13 protein-coding genes and 1 tRNA gene are annotated in these 15,919 nt (G+C 66.4%); 7 read left to right on the top strand and 7 right to left on the bottom strand.

Annotated elements, in window-relative coordinates; genetic code table 11:
- The first annotated feature begins 4 nt into the window (after positions 1-4).
- The 6 genes from IFT54_RS02625 to IFT54_RS02650 all read left to right on the top strand — a co-directional run bounded on the left by IFT54_RS02625 (position 5) and on the right by IFT54_RS02650 (position 5,539).
- Positions 5-1,126: an NAD(P) transhydrogenase subunit alpha gene (locus IFT54_RS02625; protein WP_192069478.1), complete on the top strand. Its 1,122-nt coding sequence runs from the start codon at positions 5-7 to the stop codon at positions 1,124-1,126.
- Between the two features lie 69 nt (positions 1,127-1,195).
- Positions 1,196-1,489, top strand: a complete 294-nt coding sequence (locus IFT54_RS02630) for an NAD(P) transhydrogenase subunit alpha (RefSeq protein WP_031394789.1) — start codon at positions 1,196-1,198, stop codon at positions 1,487-1,489.
- 28 nt (positions 1,490-1,517) lie between these two features.
- The gene (locus IFT54_RS02635; RefSeq protein ID WP_192007935.1) at positions 1,518-2,951 is read left to right on the top strand and encodes an NAD(P)(+) transhydrogenase (Re/Si-specific) subunit beta; all 1,434 of its coding nucleotides are present in this window, start codon (positions 1,518-1,520) and stop codon (positions 2,949-2,951) included.
- A gap of 100 nt (positions 2,952-3,051) precedes the next feature.
- The gene (locus tag IFT54_RS02640; RefSeq protein WP_192069479.1) at positions 3,052-4,002 is read left to right on the top strand and encodes a hypothetical protein; all 951 of its coding nucleotides are present in this window, start codon (positions 3,052-3,054) and stop codon (positions 4,000-4,002) included.
- 75 nt (positions 4,003-4,077) lie between these two features.
- Positions 4,078-4,153 (top strand) — tRNA-Val (locus IFT54_RS02645).
- Between the two features lie 66 nt (positions 4,154-4,219).
- Entirely contained in the window at positions 4,220-5,539 is a 1,320-nt protein-coding gene (locus tag IFT54_RS02650) for a M20/M25/M40 family metallo-hydrolase (protein ID WP_192069480.1), read from the top strand.
- 22 nt (positions 5,540-5,561) lie between these two features.
- Here the strand turns inward: IFT54_RS02650 and IFT54_RS02655 are convergent, their stop codons facing one another.
- From IFT54_RS02655 to IFT54_RS02670, 4 genes are all read right to left on the bottom strand, one after another.
- Positions 5,562-7,997 (bottom strand): hypothetical protein, encoded by a 2,436-nt coding sequence (locus tag IFT54_RS02655; protein WP_192069481.1) that lies wholly within the window; start codon positions 7,995-7,997, stop codon positions 5,562-5,564.
- A gap of 53 nt (positions 7,998-8,050) precedes the next feature.
- A complete protein-coding gene (gene pncB / locus IFT54_RS02660) occupies positions 8,051-9,355 on the bottom strand; it encodes a nicotinate phosphoribosyltransferase (RefSeq protein ID WP_192069482.1) in 1,305 nt (434 codons plus the stop codon).
- A 21-nt stretch (positions 9,356-9,376) separates the two neighbouring features.
- A complete protein-coding gene (locus tag IFT54_RS02665; protein WP_192069483.1) occupies positions 9,377-10,036 on the bottom strand; it encodes a dTMP kinase in 660 nt (219 codons plus the stop codon).
- Positions 10,037-10,178: 142 nt separating this feature from the next.
- Positions 10,179-10,457: a chorismate mutase gene (locus IFT54_RS02670; protein ID WP_031439230.1), complete on the bottom strand. Its 279-nt coding sequence runs from the start codon at positions 10,455-10,457 to the stop codon at positions 10,179-10,181.
- Between the two features lie 101 nt (positions 10,458-10,558).
- Between IFT54_RS02670 and IFT54_RS02675 the strand changes: the two genes are divergently transcribed.
- Positions 10,559-11,587, top strand: coding sequence for a polyprenyl synthetase family protein (locus tag IFT54_RS02675; protein WP_192069484.1), 1,029 nt, complete (start codon positions 10,559-10,561; stop codon positions 11,585-11,587).
- A gap of 78 nt (positions 11,588-11,665) precedes the next feature.
- Here IFT54_RS02675 and IFT54_RS02680 read toward each other — a convergent pair whose 3' ends face one another.
- The 3 genes from IFT54_RS02680 to mutS form a co-directional block, all read right to left on the bottom strand.
- Entirely contained in the window at positions 11,666-12,094 is a 429-nt protein-coding gene (locus IFT54_RS02680; protein WP_192069485.1) for a glycine zipper 2TM domain-containing protein, read from the bottom strand.
- Between the two features lie 52 nt (positions 12,095-12,146).
- Positions 12,147-13,133, bottom strand: a complete 987-nt coding sequence (locus IFT54_RS02685) for a cation diffusion facilitator family transporter (protein WP_192069486.1) — start codon at positions 13,131-13,133, stop codon at positions 12,147-12,149.
- Between the two features lie 91 nt (positions 13,134-13,224).
- Positions 13,225-15,804 (bottom strand): DNA mismatch repair protein MutS, encoded by a 2,580-nt coding sequence (gene mutS, locus IFT54_RS02690; protein WP_192069692.1) that lies wholly within the window; start codon positions 15,802-15,804, stop codon positions 13,225-13,227.
- Positions 15,805-15,919: the final 115 nt, after the last annotated feature.

Consider the following 15,919-nt stretch of genomic DNA (forward strand, 5'->3'; position numbering starts at 1 on the left):
TCCGATGAAGATCGCCGTCCTCAAGGAGCAGGTGGACGGCGAGCGGCGGGTTGCCGCGACGCCAGAAACCGTCCGCAAGTTCGTCGCGCTGGGCGCGACGCTCGCGGTCGAGGCAGGGGCCGGCCAGTCCGCGTCGATCGCCGACGCCGCCTATGCCGATGCGGGGGCGAGCGTCGCCGACCGGGCGGCGGCGGTTTCGGGCGCGGACATCGTGCTCGGCGTGCAGGCGCCCGATCCGGCAACGCTGGCGGGCGCCGCGCCCGGCGCCTGGATCGTCGCGAGCTTCAATCCCTTTGGCGAGCGCGCCCGGGTCGATGCCTATGCCGCGGCGGGCCTTGAGGCGCTGGCGATGGAGTTCATGCCGCGGATCACGCGTGCGCAGTCGATGGACATCCTGTCCTCGCAGTCGAACCTGTCGGGCTACAAGGCGGTGCTCGATGCCGCAGCCGAATATGGCCGGGCCTTTCCGATGATGATGACCGCCGCGGGGACGATCAGCGCCGCGCGCGTGTTCGTGATGGGGGTCGGCGTCGCCGGGCTCCAGGCGATCGCGACCGCGCGCCGGCTCGGGGCGCAGGTCTCCGCCACCGACGTCCGCGCCGCGACGCGTGAGCAGATCCAGTCGCTCGGCGCGAAACCGATCTTCGTCGAAAGCGTCGCCGGGATCGAGGGTGAGGGGACGGGCGGCTATGCGGGCGAGATGAGCCCCGAATATCAGGCCGCGCAGGCCGAACTCGTCTCCGGGCACATCGCCAAGCAGGACATCGTCATCACCACTGCGCTGATCCCGGGCCGTCCCGCGCCGCGGCTGATCTCGGCCGCGCAGGTCGCGAGCATGAAGCCCGGCTCGGTGATCGTCGATCTGGCGGTCGAACAGGGCGGCAATGTCGAGGGTGCGGTCGCGGGCGAGATCGTCGAGGTGAACGGCGTCAGGATCGTCGGCCATCGCAACGTCCCCAGCCGCCTCGCTGCCGACGCCAGTGCATTGTTCAGCCGCAATTTGTTCAACTTTCTCAGTGCCTTCTGGGACAAGGAGACGGGGCGGCCGGCGCTCGATGCCGAAATCGGCGACGCGATTCGCCTGACCCGCGACGGCGCGATCGTCAATCCGCGTTTGCAGCCATGACCCGGCACGATACAAAACCCCGTTTGCGTCTCAACATTCGCAACATTCGCGGGGCTCAGGAGGGCTGAGATGGACTTTATCGCGATCCTGTCGATCTTCGTCATGGCCTGCTTCGTCGGCTATTATGTCGTCTGGTCGGTGACGCCTGCGCTCCACACGCCGCTGATGGCGGTGACCAACGCGATTTCCAGCGTGATCATCGTCGGTGCGCTGATCGCGTCCGCCGCAGCGGGATCGCCGGTCGCGAAATATCTCGGGCTGCTCGCGGTCGTGCTGGCGAGCGTCAACATCTTCGGCGGCTTTGCGGTCACCGCGCGGATGCTGGCGATGTACAAGAAAAAGGAACGGCCGGTCGCCAAGTGACCGTCACGGATCCGAGGGGAACTGAGTGATGCATGACGTAGCCGTGAACCCCTGGGTCGCGCTGGCCTATCTCGTCGCCGGCATGTGCTTCATCCTCGCGCTGCGCGGCCTGTCGAGCCCGGCGACGAGCCAGCGCGGCAATCGGTTCGGCATGATCGGCATGACCATCGCGGTCGTCACGACGCTGGTCACGCATCTCAACGTCGGCATCTGGGAGATCGTCGTCGCGATCGGCATCGGTGCCGCGATCGGGCTCGTCACCGCCCGGCGGATCGCGATGACCGCGATGCCGCAGCTCGTCGCCGCGTTCCATTCGCTGGTCGGGCTCGCCGCGGTGCTCGTCGGGGTCGCGGCCTATCTCAACCCGCAGGCATTCGGGATCTCGGACCTGATGATCCCGCTGCTCGGCGATCCGGTCGCGATCATCCGGCCGGTCAGCCGGATCGAGCTGGGGCTGGGCGTCGCGATCGGCGCGATCACCTTCTCGGGCTCGGTCATCGCCTTCCTGAAGCTCAACGGCAACATGGGCGGCAAGCCGATCATGCTGCCCGGTCGCCACGTCATCAACATTGCGCTGCTCGCGGCGATCCTCGGGCTGATCGCCTATTTCGTCACCAACCAGGAGCCGTGGATCTTCTGGACGATCACGGCCCTGAGCTTCGTGATCGGCTTCCTGCTGATCGTGCCGATCGGCGGCGCGGACATGCCGGTGGTCGTCAGCATGCTCAATTCCTATTCGGGCTGGGCGGCGGCGGCGATGGGCTTCACGCTCCACAATACCGCAATGATCATCACCGGCGCGCTGGTCGGCTCGTCGGGCGCGATCCTCAGCTACATCATGTGCCGGGCGATGAACCGCAGCTTCATCAGCGTGATCGCCGGCGGGTTCGGACAGTCTGCCGATGCCGGCGGCCCCGCGGCGGCCAGCGACCGCCCTTGGAAGCGCGGATCGGCGGAGGATGCCGCCTTCCTGATGAGCCAGGCCGAACAGGTCGTCATCGTGCCCGGGTACGGCATGGCGGTCGCCCAGGCGCAGCACGTCCTGCGCGAGATGGGCGACAAGCTGAAGGCGGAAGGGGTGCGCGTGAAATATGCGATCCACCCCGTCGCGGGGCGCATGCCAGGCCACATGAACGTCCTGCTGGCAGAGGCGAACGTGCCCTATGACGACGTGTTCGAGCTTGAGGACATCAACAGCGAATTCGCGCAGACCGACGTGGCTTTCGTGATCGGCGCGAACGACGTCACCAATCCGGCGGCAAAGACCGACAAAGCGTCGCCAATCTATGGCATGCCGGTGCTCGACGTCGAGAAGGCGAAGACGGTGCTGTTCATCAAGCGGTCGATGGGCGGGGTCGGCTATGCTGGCGTCGACAACGACTTGTTCTACCGCGACAATACGATGATGCTTCTGGCGGATGCGAAGAAGATGGTCGAAGACATCGTCAAGGCGCTCGACTGACGGCGTCTGCCTGTCCGCCGGATCCGCCGAGAACCGACCCATTTGGCGTGTAAATCGGGTACGATCCATGGCCTAATCGCGTCTGGCGGGGGATGCGGCAATGACGGCGATCGACGCGCTATCGGCGGACATACGCTATGATGGCGGTGCCGCTGCGGTTCTGATTGCGGACCTTGGCGGTGCGGGGGCAGGGGATCGGCTCGCGACCGCGCTGGGTGCGCTGGGCGGGCGCCTGATGGCCCGGATCGACTGGCACGCCCCGCTCGATCGGTCCGCGACACCGCGTATCATTCTGGTTGATACGGTGGGGATCAACGCGCCGCTGCTCGCCGAACGGATGGCGCAGATCGTGGCCTGGGCTGCCGATACCGATGCTGCGCTGGTGGTGGCGCTGCGGCCCGACCAGATCGACGCGATCACTGCGCTGACACTGGGCGGTGCGACATCGCTGCTCGTCGATCCCGGGATCGGCGAGTGCGTCGCCGCGGTGGCGATCGCGATCGAACGATCGCGCCAGCCTGCCGGGGTTTTCGACGTCACCCGCGAAAGCGACGGGGCACGGCTGGAGCGTTTGAGCGCGGAGGTCGGGCGCATTGCCGAGGCGCTTGCCCGGCTGACACAGGCAGATCATGATCGACCGTCCGATCCCCCCGCGATCGTCGGCGATCGATCGGTCGCCTATCAGGCGGCGCCCGGGGCGACGCAACACGACGCGACCGACATTCGACGCGCGATCCGCGCGCGGCGGTTGCGCGACCAGTTTTTCGGCGGCACGCTGTTCGAGGATCCGGGCTGGGACATGCTGCTCGATCTCTACGCCGCCGATCTAGAGCGGCGCCGAGTGTCGGTATCGAGCCTGTGCATCGCCGCAGCCGTCGCGCCGACGACGGCGTTGCGCTGGATCGCGCGCATGACCGATAGCGGGCTGTTCGAACGTCAGCCCGATCCGCATGATCGCCGCCGCGCCTATATGGCGCTGTCGCCGCCCGCGCGCGACGCAATGCGTGGCTATTTCGGCGCGGTCCTGCGCAACGAACTGCGGATCGCCTGAACGCATGTGCTTTGGGGCTTGCCCCGACGCCATAGCTTTGGCATCGGACCCTCACCTCAGGGTTTCATCCCGAGAGGGCGCTTAGCTCAGCTGGTAGAGCGGCTCGTTTACACCGAGTAGGTCGGCGGTTCGAACCCGTCAGCGCCCACCATATCTCCCGACACTGGACGCGGCGGCCGAACCCCGCTTTCATGCTGCCAAGGGAGTTGTGAAGCTTATGGCACGAGAGAAATTCTGGTGGGTCGCGACGGTGGTCGGGGGTATCCTTCTCGCAGGGGCGGCGCAGGCGCGCCTCACGCCGGCAGAAATGCGGGCGGTCGCGACCGTCGATGCCGAGCATGAGCGCTCGATCGGGCTGCTCGAGACGCTCGTCGACCAGAATAGCGGCACGATGAACCTCGCAGGGGTCGCCAAGGTCGGTGCGATGGTCCGTGCTGAGCTCGAACCACTCGGCTTTGCGGTGACCTGGAAACCGATGCAGCAGACGCAGCGGGCGGGACATCTGATCGCGCGGCACCCGGGCAAGCCTGGCGCAAAACGTTTGTTGCTCATCGGTCATCTCGACACTGTCTTCGAGCAGGATTCACCGTTTCAACGGTTCGAACGCAAAGGCGAGAGCGCGACGGGGCCAGGTGCGGGCGACGACAAGGGCGGGATCGTCGTGATGCTGTCGGCGCTGCGCGCGATGAAGGCCGCCGGCCTGCTGGACGCCGCTGATATCGAGATCGTACTGACCGGCGATGAGGAAGATGCGGGCGACCCGGTGGCGATCGCGCGGGGCGATCTGATCGCAGCGGGCAAGCGCGCCGACATCGCGCTCGACTTCGAAGGCCTGTCGGTCGTCGAGGGTCGCGACATGGGATCGATCGCGCGACGGTCGTCGAACGGATGGGTGCTCACCACGTCGGGCAAGACCGGGCATTCGTCGCTGATCTTTTCGGACGCCTATGGTGACGGCGCCATCAACGAGATGGCCCGGATTCTGGCGGTATTTCGCAAGGATCTGCCCGAACCCAACCTTACGTTCAATACGGGCGTGGTGGCAGGCGGTGCGACGGCGGCGCTCGACAGCGACGGCGTCCGGGCGAGCGCAACGGGCAAGGGCAATATCATCCCTGCAACCGCGGTCGCCCGTGGCGACTTCCGAACCCTGAGCGAAGATCAGACCATGCGGGTCCGTGCGAAGATGGAGCGGATCGTCGCGGCGCATGCGCCCGGTACGAATGCGACGATCCGGTTCGAAAGCGGCTATCCCGCCATGCCGCCGACGGCGGGAAATCGCGCGCTGCTCGACCGGTTGAATCTGGTCAATCGCGACATGGGATTGCCCGAGATGGCAGCGCTCGATCCGCTCAAGCGGGGTGCGGGCGACATTGCGTTCGTCGCGGGTGACGTCGACGGGCTGATCGGGCTCGGAACCGCGAGCAGCGGCGATCATGCACCGGGGGAGACGGTCGACCTTGCGAGCATTCGCCGCCAGGCCAAGCGCGCCGCGATCCTGATGGCCCGCCTCTCACGCGAGCCAAAGGATCGGTGACAAGGCTCTACGCCTCGCTGGGCTAGCGGTCGACGACGTTCGGCTTGGCGGTCGCAACGACTGAATCGTCGTCGCGCAGCTTGAGGAACAGCGTGTCGGTCGGACGCGGAATTGCGACCGTACTGGCGGTATAGCCGTCGGGAATTGCCGCAGCGCCGGTGAACTGCGCGTCTCCGCCAACCGCGGCGAGCAGATACAGCGCGTCACCGGTCAGCAGGCAGCGCGGCGCGCCCTTGTCGCATGTCACGCCCGTGATGGTCGGCAGGCGGACAAGGGTGACGAGTGGCGCCCAGTCGCTTTCCACACCGTCCTGCAGGAGGCGGTATCGCAGCGGGCCATAGGCCGATACGCCCAGCGCCTTGGCCGGTTCGATCGTCGCAATTGCGACTTGTGCGCTCTGGACGCGGTAGCCGTTCGCGGCGGCGATGACCGTCGACGCGCGTCCGTCGACCGTGGCGATCTCGACCTGTTCGCGCCCGCTGAAACGGGTCGCCCCCGCGCCGCGGATTGAAAAGGTCAGGCTGGCATCGAGCGGCATGACGGTGCTCGACGGCAATGTGATCGGCAGCGACGCTGCGTGCGCCGCCGGGGCGATGGTCTTGTCGATGAGTGTGACCGAAGGCCGCGCTAGAGCGACATGCACGGCGACCGGCAGCACGCGCCCATCTTTCAGCGTCACCCGCCCGGATCGATCCTGGCCTGCGGTCCAGGCGGCGACCGGAGCAGGCGTGTGGACCGTCATGACGCGTTCGTCGGCCTTGCCGGTCCGTACCACCGCACCAGGGCTGAATACCGCGCCATCGACGCTCAGCGAGGCGACGGTGTCGAGCCGCGTGCCCGTCAGGACACCGTAGAGATCGCCGGCGTGCAGCGTGAACGCGTCGATCCGCCCCGTCTCGGTCAAGGCCGTCAACGCGATAGTGTCGACGTCTGCGATTCCTTGCTGGCGGATAAGCAGGTTGAATTGCCCCGCCGCGATCTGCGCCTTCGGGATCGTTGCGGTGATCCGGCCATCCGGCAATGCGGCCCATTTGAGCGGCTCGGTCGTGCCGGACGTGCGGGCGAGTGCGATGTCCTCGACACAGGCGGCTGCTCCGCCCTCGATCGTCAGGCTGTTATCGCGTCCGGCGATCACCGTGGTGCCCTCGATCGCGCGCCAGCTGTTCGCGCGCGGACTCTGGATGCGAAAGCGTGGACCGTCGAACGGGGTGAAGCCCCATACGCCGTGAAGCGTGGCGTCAAAACCGGCTCGCAGGTCGCCGCCGTCACTGCCCGGGCCGGCGAGAAGGAAACCCCCGCGTTCGACATCGGCGCTGACCGGCAGATCGAGCGTGCTGCCGTCGGCCCGCGTCACGCGGACCGCCATGGCATGCGCGTAGCGCGTGGCATAGATCAGCGGCGCGCCTTCGACCGGAAGCAGCACACACTCTCGTGCTCGACACAGCGCGCGACCGGGCGCGATCGTGCGCAGCGGTGGCGGCTCGGGCGCCTCGATCGCCGGAAGTGCCGCGACCATGACCGACTTGGGCTTTGCAAAAGAAGGCGCCGCGTTCAGCAACAGTGACAAGCGCGACTCTGCCGCGCGGCCGAGGGCGGGGATATACTGGAACTGGGTCGACTGGAATGCGCCGAAAATCCGGGCAAGATCGCGAACGACACCGATATAGGAGCTGTAATAGCCGTATCCGGCCTCGGGTGTTGCGGCGAGTTGCAAGGCCAGATCGGTGGGGGCGCCGACGAGAGTTTCGGTCAGCGATGCGCTGTGACTGTCGGCCAGCAGCAGCGAGCTCCGGCTCTGCGTCAGGCAGGCCGCCTGAAGATCGATCGCCTGTTCGAGGCATTCGGCCTTGAGCGTGATCGACAGGCTGCGGGTCAGGACGGGTGATACGGCCTCGATGCGTTCGGGATGCGTGCGCTCGAGGCGGTGGATGGAGTCCAGAAACGTGTCGAGCCGCGCGCGGTCGAGCGACGCCTGATTAAGTTCCTGCGAGGCGCGGACGAACGCGCCGGGCTGTTTGCGGACGGCGTCGACGATCGAGTCATAACCCCCGCCGGTTTCCGGCGCGAGAAAGAGGATCAGCTGGCGTGCACCTGCGGGCACGGTCAGGTCGAGCGTGTTCTTCTTCCGCTCCCACGTCTTGGCCTGCGTGAACCAGTTTTTGGGGGGCGGATTGGTTGCGCCGCGCAGGAATGCGGCCACCAGCAGGTAATGGACACCCTGATCACGGGGTAGATCCGCACTCACGGTGATCCGGTCGCCTTCGCTGAGATTGGGCACCTGCCCGATCGGTAACGTCGTCGCGCCGTGTGTCACCGTCACGTTCAGCGCCGGACCAGACAGGTCGAAGGCCGCGGGGTCTGCCTGTGCCGGGGTGAGCGGCAGCAGCGCGGCGAAGAGCAGCGCGATGCGTCCCGACCGGGTAATCGACGCGCCGAGGGGGAATCGCGAAACAGCCATGGGCGCTACCCGTGGCGGCAGGGCATGGCCATTTTAGGGCGGTGGCGCAGGGTCTAGACCGCGACCTTCGCGTTCGTGCGGCCCTCGTCGCCAAAGATTCGCAGGTACCGAGCAATCTCGCCTGGATCGCCGGTCGCCTTGGCTGGATTGTCCGACAGCTTGACCGCCGGGCGTCCATTGGCCTGCGTGACCTTGGCAACCAGCGAAATCGGCTCGAGTCCGGCCATGCCATCGGGGTCGCACCCTCGGAAGTCGTTGGTCAGATTGGTCCCCCAGCCAAAACTCATCCGCACCCGGCCGTGGAAATGCCGATAGGTGTCTTCGATCGTGTCGACATCCATGCCGTCCGAGAAGATCAAGAGTCTCGTTTTCGGGTCGCGACCCTGTGCCTTCCACCAGGCAATGATCGCTTCGCCACCGGCGATCGGGGGTGCACTGTCGGGGCGGAAGCCCGTCCAGTCGGCGACCCAGTCGGGCGCGTTCGCGAGGAACGCACTCGTTCCGAACGCGTCGGGCAACGCGATCAGCAGATTGCCGCCATAATGGCGTCGCCAGTCATCGAGCACCCGGTAGGGCGCATCCGCTATCCCCCGGTCGTCGTCGGCCAGTGCGGCATAGACCATCGGCAATTCATGCGCGTTGGTGCCGATGGCCTCCAGATCGTTATCCATCGCCAGCAAGACGTTCGACGTGCCGATGAAACGGCTGCCAAGCCCTTCCTTAAGCGCCTCGACGCACCAGCGTTGCCACAGGAAGCCATGGCGGCGGCGCGTACCGAAGTCGGACAGGACCAGATCGGGCAGATCCCTCAGCCGTTCGACCTTGTCCCATAATTTGGCCTTCGCGCGCGCATAGATCACGTCGAGCACGAAACGTCCGCGATCGCGTACCGCCACGCGTGCGCGCAATTCATTGATGATCGCAAGCGCGGGGATTTCCCACATCGTCGTTTCCGCCCAGCAGCCCTCGAACCGCAGCTCGAACTGTCCGTCGACGGTCCGCAGATCGTATTCGGGCAGCCGGAAGGCGGCAAGCCACTGCAGGAATTCGGACGCAAACATGCGATCCTGGCCATAGAAGCTGTTCCCAGCGAGCCAGATCAGCTCCTTCTTCCCGAACCGCACGGTACGCGCATGATCGAGTTGCGCGCGCAGTTCGCCTTCGTCGATGATGTCCGCCAGCCGCACGCTCGTCGTGCGGTTGATCAGGGTAAAGGTCGTCTGCACCTTGGGGTGAAGGTGACGGATCATCTGCAACATCAGCAGCTTGTAGAAGTCGGTATCGAGCAGGCTGCGGACGATCGGGTCGAGCCTGAACCCGTGATCGTAGGTACGCGTGGCAATATCGGTGACGGCCATGCCGGTCTCCTTCCGGGGCGTTCAGCGCAGCAATGCAACGATATCGCGTGCAATGTCCGCTGGCAGCCGCGAAGCGCCGGCCTCGACCGTCGATACGGTCGCCCAGCGGCCGAGCAGCCCTGCCGCCGCCATCGCGGCATAGTTGATGCGGACGCGGTCCTGGAGCCCGGTATCCGCTTCATACGCGTCGAACGCATCGTCGGTGTAAGAGCGCTTGCGCTTCTGGCGGATCAGCCCGCGCGCAATGTCGGCCGGCGTATCGAGATAGACGGACAGATCAGGCATCGGCAGGGCGAAGCTGCGCGTCTCGAGATCCGCAATCCAGGCCATCATCGTATCTGCTTCGTCGACGGGCGCCTGCGCCGCCTGATACGCCATGTTCGACGCGATATAGCGGTCGAACACGACGACGTCGTTCGCCGCCATCGTTGCCATCAGGTGATCGCGCGATTCCATCCGGTCGAGCGCGTAGAGCACGGCGGCGGCCTTTGGTGACGTGCCGCGTGGCAGCGTGCCCGCGAGCATCGCCCCCAGCGCCCAGCCGCCGACCGTGTCCGTATAGCGCGGGAACGAAATGACCGCGGCGCTGCGTCCGGCGGCCTGCAACTGCTCGACGACCAGTGCGGAGGCCGTGGCCTTACCGGCGCCGTCGGCGCCTTCGATAGCGAGGAGGAAGCTCATCGCGCTCCCCTAACCGACCCGCGCGTGCAGGTCGATAAAGCTGTGCTGTAGCAAATTATACGGGGCCGTGCGGTCTGGCGGAGACGCCGCGCCGCCTTGGCGATGCCGTGCAGCGCTCAAGCTGCTGTCACCGCCCAGCGTGTCATTCGCAAAGTTTCTGGTGGTGGCGGATCACCTCGTCGATGATGAACCGTAAAAACTTTTCGGAGAATTCCGGATCGAGCTGGGCTTCCTCGGCGAGCCGACGCAACCGCGCAATCTGACGCTCTTCACGTCCGGGATCGGCGGCCGGCAGCCCGTGCTCCGCCTTGTGCCGGCCAACCGCCTGCGTCACCTTAAACCGCTCGGCAAGCATATGAATCAGTGCCGCATCGATGTTGTCGATGCTCTGGCGATAACCGCTCAGCAGGTCGTCGGGCATCGTGTAACCTCCACCTATTGCCGTCGCCTGCCTTTTGGTGAGGGTTTGCCGAGCCGGCAAGGGTTGCTTTGCGAGGCGGTAGCCGTCAGAGGCACGGGCAGATGAGCGCCACCGTCCACCGCCTCGACTCCCCTCGTTCGAATCCCGGGCCACAGCCTTCGCTGGACCCGATGGTCAAGCTCGTCACCACCGACATGGACCAGGTCAATGCGGTGATCGTCGCGCGCATGACCTCCGATATCCCGTTGATCCCCGAACTGGCGGGTCATCTGATCGCGGGCGGGGGCAAGCGGATGCGCCCGATGCTGACGCTCGCGAGTGCACAGCTGCTGGACTATGCCGGGACGCAGCATCACCTGCTCGCGGCGGCTGTCGAATTCATCCACACCGCGACGTTGCTGCATGACGACGTTGTCGATGGCTCCGACCTGCGGCGTGGGAACCGCACCGCGAACATCATCTGGGGCAATCCTGCCAGCGTACTGGTCGGCGACTTCCTGTTCAGCCGCAGCTTCGAACTCATGGTCGAGGCGGGCAGCCTGAAGGCGCTCAAGATCCTTTCATCGACCAGCGCGGTCATCGCCGAGGGCGAGGTCAACCAGCTGACGGCGGCCCGCCGCGTCGATCTGGGCGAGGAGCGCTATCTCGACATCATTGGCGCAAAGACCGCGGCGCTGTTCGCTGCCGCCTGCCGAATCGCTGCCGTGGTGGCCGATCGGCCCGAGAATGAAGAGGCGGCACTCGACGCCTATGGCCGCAATCTCGGGATCGCCTTCCAGCTTGTCGACGACGCGATCGACTATGTTTCGGATGCGGATACGATGGGCAAGGATGCGGGCGACGATTTCCGCGAAGGCAAGATGACCCTGCCGGTGATCCTCGCCTATGCGCGCGGATCGGCCGAGGATTGTCAATTCTGGAAGGATGCGGTCGAGGGGCGTCGCGACACCGATGCCGACCTGCAGCATGCCGTGCGTCTGATCCGGGCAACCCGCGCGATCGACGACACGTTTGCGCGGGCGCGGCATTATGGTCAGCGGGCGATCGATTCGATTGCAGGCTTTGCCAATGGCGAGGCGAAGGACGCGATGATCGAAGCGGTCGAGTTTGCGGTGGCTCGCGCTTACTAAGTTCAGCCGGCTGAGGCAGACACAATAACGGCGGCCGATCGCTCGGCCGCCGCATCTTCGTTTACCGAGCAAAAAAGCTCAGCGGCACTTGACGTTACCGCGGTCGACCGACCGTCCGAGCAGTGCACCGCCACCGGCACCCGCCAGCGTTCCAAGCGTGCCGCCGCCGATCAGATTGGCAAGAACGCCACCGCCGAGCGCGCCGATCACGAGCCCGGTCGTGCCATCGTTGCGCTTGCAATAGGCCCGGCCATCGTTGCCGCGATAGATCCGGTCGTTGCGACCGAGCCGACGCTCGCGGTAGTTGCCGTTCTGATAGCTGCGCGACGGATCCCAGTTGCGGTCGTCACCGCGCCAGTTGCGGTCGTTGCCGCGGCGCGAATCATTTCCCCGGCGGTCGTCATGGCCACGGCGGTCGTCATGACGCTGAGCAGCGGCTTCGACAGGCACCATTGCGGGGGCGACCACGGCAACGGACATCAGCGCGGCGATAAAATGCTTCTTCATCGGGTATTACTCCAGAACTATACTAGGATAACCCGCGCAACGCCCCAAAGGTTCATATCACCGCGTGGCGCGTCATCGAGCATGGCTGACCGTCGCCCGTCTCGACCTGCAACGTGGCACGGCCGATCCCGAAACGCTCCTGCAGCATCGTGCGGGTCGAGGTGAGGAACGGATCGCCGGGATGGCCGCCCGGCATGACCAGGTGCGCGGTCAGGACGGGCTCCGTCGTGCTCATCGGCCAGATGTGCAGATCATGGATCGCCGTCACGCCGGGCAGGGTGCATAGCGCCTCGTCGACTTGGTCGAATTCGATCCCGCGCGGCACCGCGGACAGCGCCATTTCGACAGTCTCGCGCAGCAATCCCCAGGTTTGCCAGAAGATCAGGACCGCGATGACGATGGAGACCGCCGGGTCGATCCAGGAGATCCCGGTCTGCCAGATCAGCAGTCCCGCGATCACGACCCCCGCCGATACCAGCGCGTCCGCGGCCATGTGCAGATAGGCGCCACGGATGTTGACGTCCCCCTTGCGACCACGCGCGAACATCCAGGCGGTGATCGCGTTCACCGCGATGCCGATCCCGGCCACCATCGACACGGTCAGGCCCGCCGTGGGCGTCGGATCTGCGAAACGCTGCGTCGCTTCGAGCAGGATCGCCCCGAGCGCGACGAGCAACAGCAGCGCATTGGTCAACGCGGCAAGGATCGTCGACCCCTTCAGCCCATAGGTAAAGCGCTTGGTCGGCTCGGTTCGCGCGAGCATCGTCCCGCCCCAGGCAACGACCAGACCCAGCACATCGGAGAGATTATGGCCGGCGTCCGCGAGCAGCGAAACCGAGTTGATCCGCAATCCGACCAAGGCTTCAACCGCGACAAACGCCACGTTGAGTCCGATCCCGATCGCAAACGCGCGGTCGAACGATGCCGGAGCATGGCTGTGTGCATGTCCCGCATGCCCGTGTGCATGCCCGTGCCCGTGTCCCGCATGCCCGTGTCCGCCCAAAGCCCATGCTCCAATGATTCGGCCGGCGCGTAGCATCCGTCTTGCATGTGATACTAGGACGCCGCGCTATGGGACTGCAGGCCGGATGCAAGTATCCGCGATGCTGTGGTTTTCGCCGGGTTTGCGCTCAGCCCTCGGTCGCGAGCGCTTTCAACCGGTAGAGCGCGTCGAGCGCGTCGCGTGGGCTCATCGCATCGATGTCGAGCTTCGCCAGGTCTTCGCGCAGCACGTCGCACGCCACCTCCTCGATCTGCGCGGCGGCCGCGAACAGCGGAAGATCATCCAGCCCCGCCGCCAGGCCGCCAGTTTTAGCACGCCCGGCTTCCAGCTTGGCAAGCACCGCTTTCGCCCGCTGCACGGTGACAGGCGGCATGCCGGCGAGGCGCGCGACGGCGAGGCCGTAGCTGCGATCCGCCGGCCCGTCGGCGAGTTCGTGGAGCAGCACGAGTTCGCCCTTCCACTCGCGCGCGCGAACGTGATGCAACGAAAGTGCCTCGCAGCGTTCGGCGAGCCGGGTCAGCTCATGATAATGCGTGGCGAACAGACAGCGGCACCGATTGTCCTCATGGATCGCCTCGACCACGGCCCAGGCGATCGCGAGGCCGTCATAAGTGGAGGTGCCGCGACCGACCTCGTCGAGGATCACGAAGCTCCGCGGCGTCGCCTGCGCGAGGATTGCAGCGGTTTCGACCATTTCGACCATGAAGGTCGAACGACCGCGCGCGAGATTGTCCGACGCGCCGACGCGACTGAACAGGCGGTCGACGAGACCCAGCGTGGCCTTGGTCGCCGGCACATAGCTGCCCGCCTGCGCCAGGACCGCGATCAGCGCATTCTGGCGCAGGAAGGTCGATTTGCCGCCCATGTTCGGGCCCGTGACGAGCCACAGTCGCGAGGATTCCGACAGGTTGCAGTCGTTGGCGACGAACCGGTCGCCCGACTTGGCGACGGCGGCTTCGACGACCGGGTGCCGGCCTCCCTCGATCTCGAAACAGGCATGGTCGACCAGGATCGGGCGCGACCACTGCCCCTCGGCCGCGCGCTCGGCGAGACCGGCGGCGACATCGAGCCGGGCGAGCGCGTCGGCGGTCGCGGCGATCGCCTCGCGGCCGGCAAGCGCCCGTGCGGTGAGGTCCTCGAGATGCGCCGATTCCGCCGCCGTGGCATGCGCACTCGCCTGCGACACCTTCGTTGCGACGTCGTGCAGCGCGGGCGTGTTGAAGCGTACGACACCTGCGAGCGTCTGGCGGTGTGTGAAACCGCTGTCGGGCTTCATCAGCGGATCGGCAGCCCGTGCAGGGACTTCGACATGATAGCCGAGCACGCCATTGTGCCGGATCTTGAGCGCGGACACGCCGGTCGAGGTGCGAAACTCGGCCTCCAGTGCGGCGATCGCGCGGCGTCCCCCAGCGCCGGTATCGCGCAGGTCGTCAAGAGCGGCGTCATATCCCGCCGCGATATACCCCCCGTCAGAGGCTTCGATCGGTGGCGATGGTACGAGCGCACGCTTGAGCAGGTCGATAAGGCTGCCATGCCCGCGCAACAGCGGTGCGACGTCGCTGAGCAGGCGCGGCGGATCGGTGAGCGCGTCGAGCCGCTCGCCCAGGTTCCAGGCGCCGTCGAGGCCGTCGCGCAACTGGCCAAGATCGCGCGGTGATCCTCGACCCGCGGCGAGGCGGCCAAGCGCCCGGCCGATGTCCGGCAGCGCGCGCAGCGTCGCGCGCAACCGTTCGCGCAGCGCCTGGTCGTCATGGAACAACCGGACGAGGTCGAGCCGCGCGTCGATCGCGGCCTTGTCCATCAGGGGCGCACCGAGATCGGCACCGAGAAGTCGCGCACCGGCACCGGTGACGGTGCGATCGACCGCGTCGAGCAGGCTCCCCTTGCGGACGCCGCCGGTGGTGCAGGTCAGTTCGAGGCTGTCCCGCGTCGCGGCGTCGATCGCCATCACCTGTGCTGCCCGCCCGATTCGCGGCGGCCGCAGGAAGGGCAGCGCGCCCTTCGCATTATGTTCGAGATACGCGACCAGACCGCCCGCCGCGGCCAGCGCGGCCCGCCCGAACTGTCCGAAGCCGTCGAGGGTCGCGACGCCGTAGATCCGCTTGAGCCGTGCCTCGCCCGCACCGCTGTCGAAATCGCTCCTGGGGCGCAGCGTCGTGGCGGCCTCTGCAAAACCGCTCGTCTCGGCGACGACGATCTCGGCCGCGGCAAGTCGCGCGAGTTCGGCTCCGACCGCGTCGTCCGCAACGTCGATGACCTCGAACCGGCCAGTGGACACGTCGGCTGCGGCAATCGCGACAGATCCCCCGGCTTCACCGATCGCCACGCACCAATTGTCGCTGCGCGCGTCGAGCAAGGCTTCCTCGGTCAGCGTGCCCGCGGTCACGACGCGGACGATCGCGCGGGCGACCAGCGCCTTCGATCCGCCGCGCGCCTTTGCCTCGGCCGGACTCTCGACCTGCTCGGCGATCGCGACGCGGTGCCCGGCCTTGATCAACCGCTGGAGATAGGCGGTAGCCGCGTGCACCGGCACACCGCACATCGGGATCGGCTTGCCCTCATGTTCCCCGCGGGCGGTCAGCGCGATGTCGAGCACCGCCGCGGCGATGCGCGCATCGTCCATGAACAGCTCGAAAAAATCGCCCATGCGATAGAACAGCAGGCAATCCTGCGCTTCGGCCTTAAGGCCGAGATACTGCGTCATCATCGGGGTGGCGGCGGGAGTGGACATCGGCGCGGGGTAGCGAAAACCGTCCGCACGTCCAATAGCACTGCGAAGGGTTCCCAAGGGGTGACGAACAGCCACGCGTTTCGTAAAGGCA

Source organism: Sphingomonas sp. CFBP 13714, from assembly GCF_014842205.1.
Classification (GTDB): domain Bacteria; phylum Pseudomonadota; class Alphaproteobacteria; order Sphingomonadales; family Sphingomonadaceae; genus Sphingomonas; species Sphingomonas aerolata.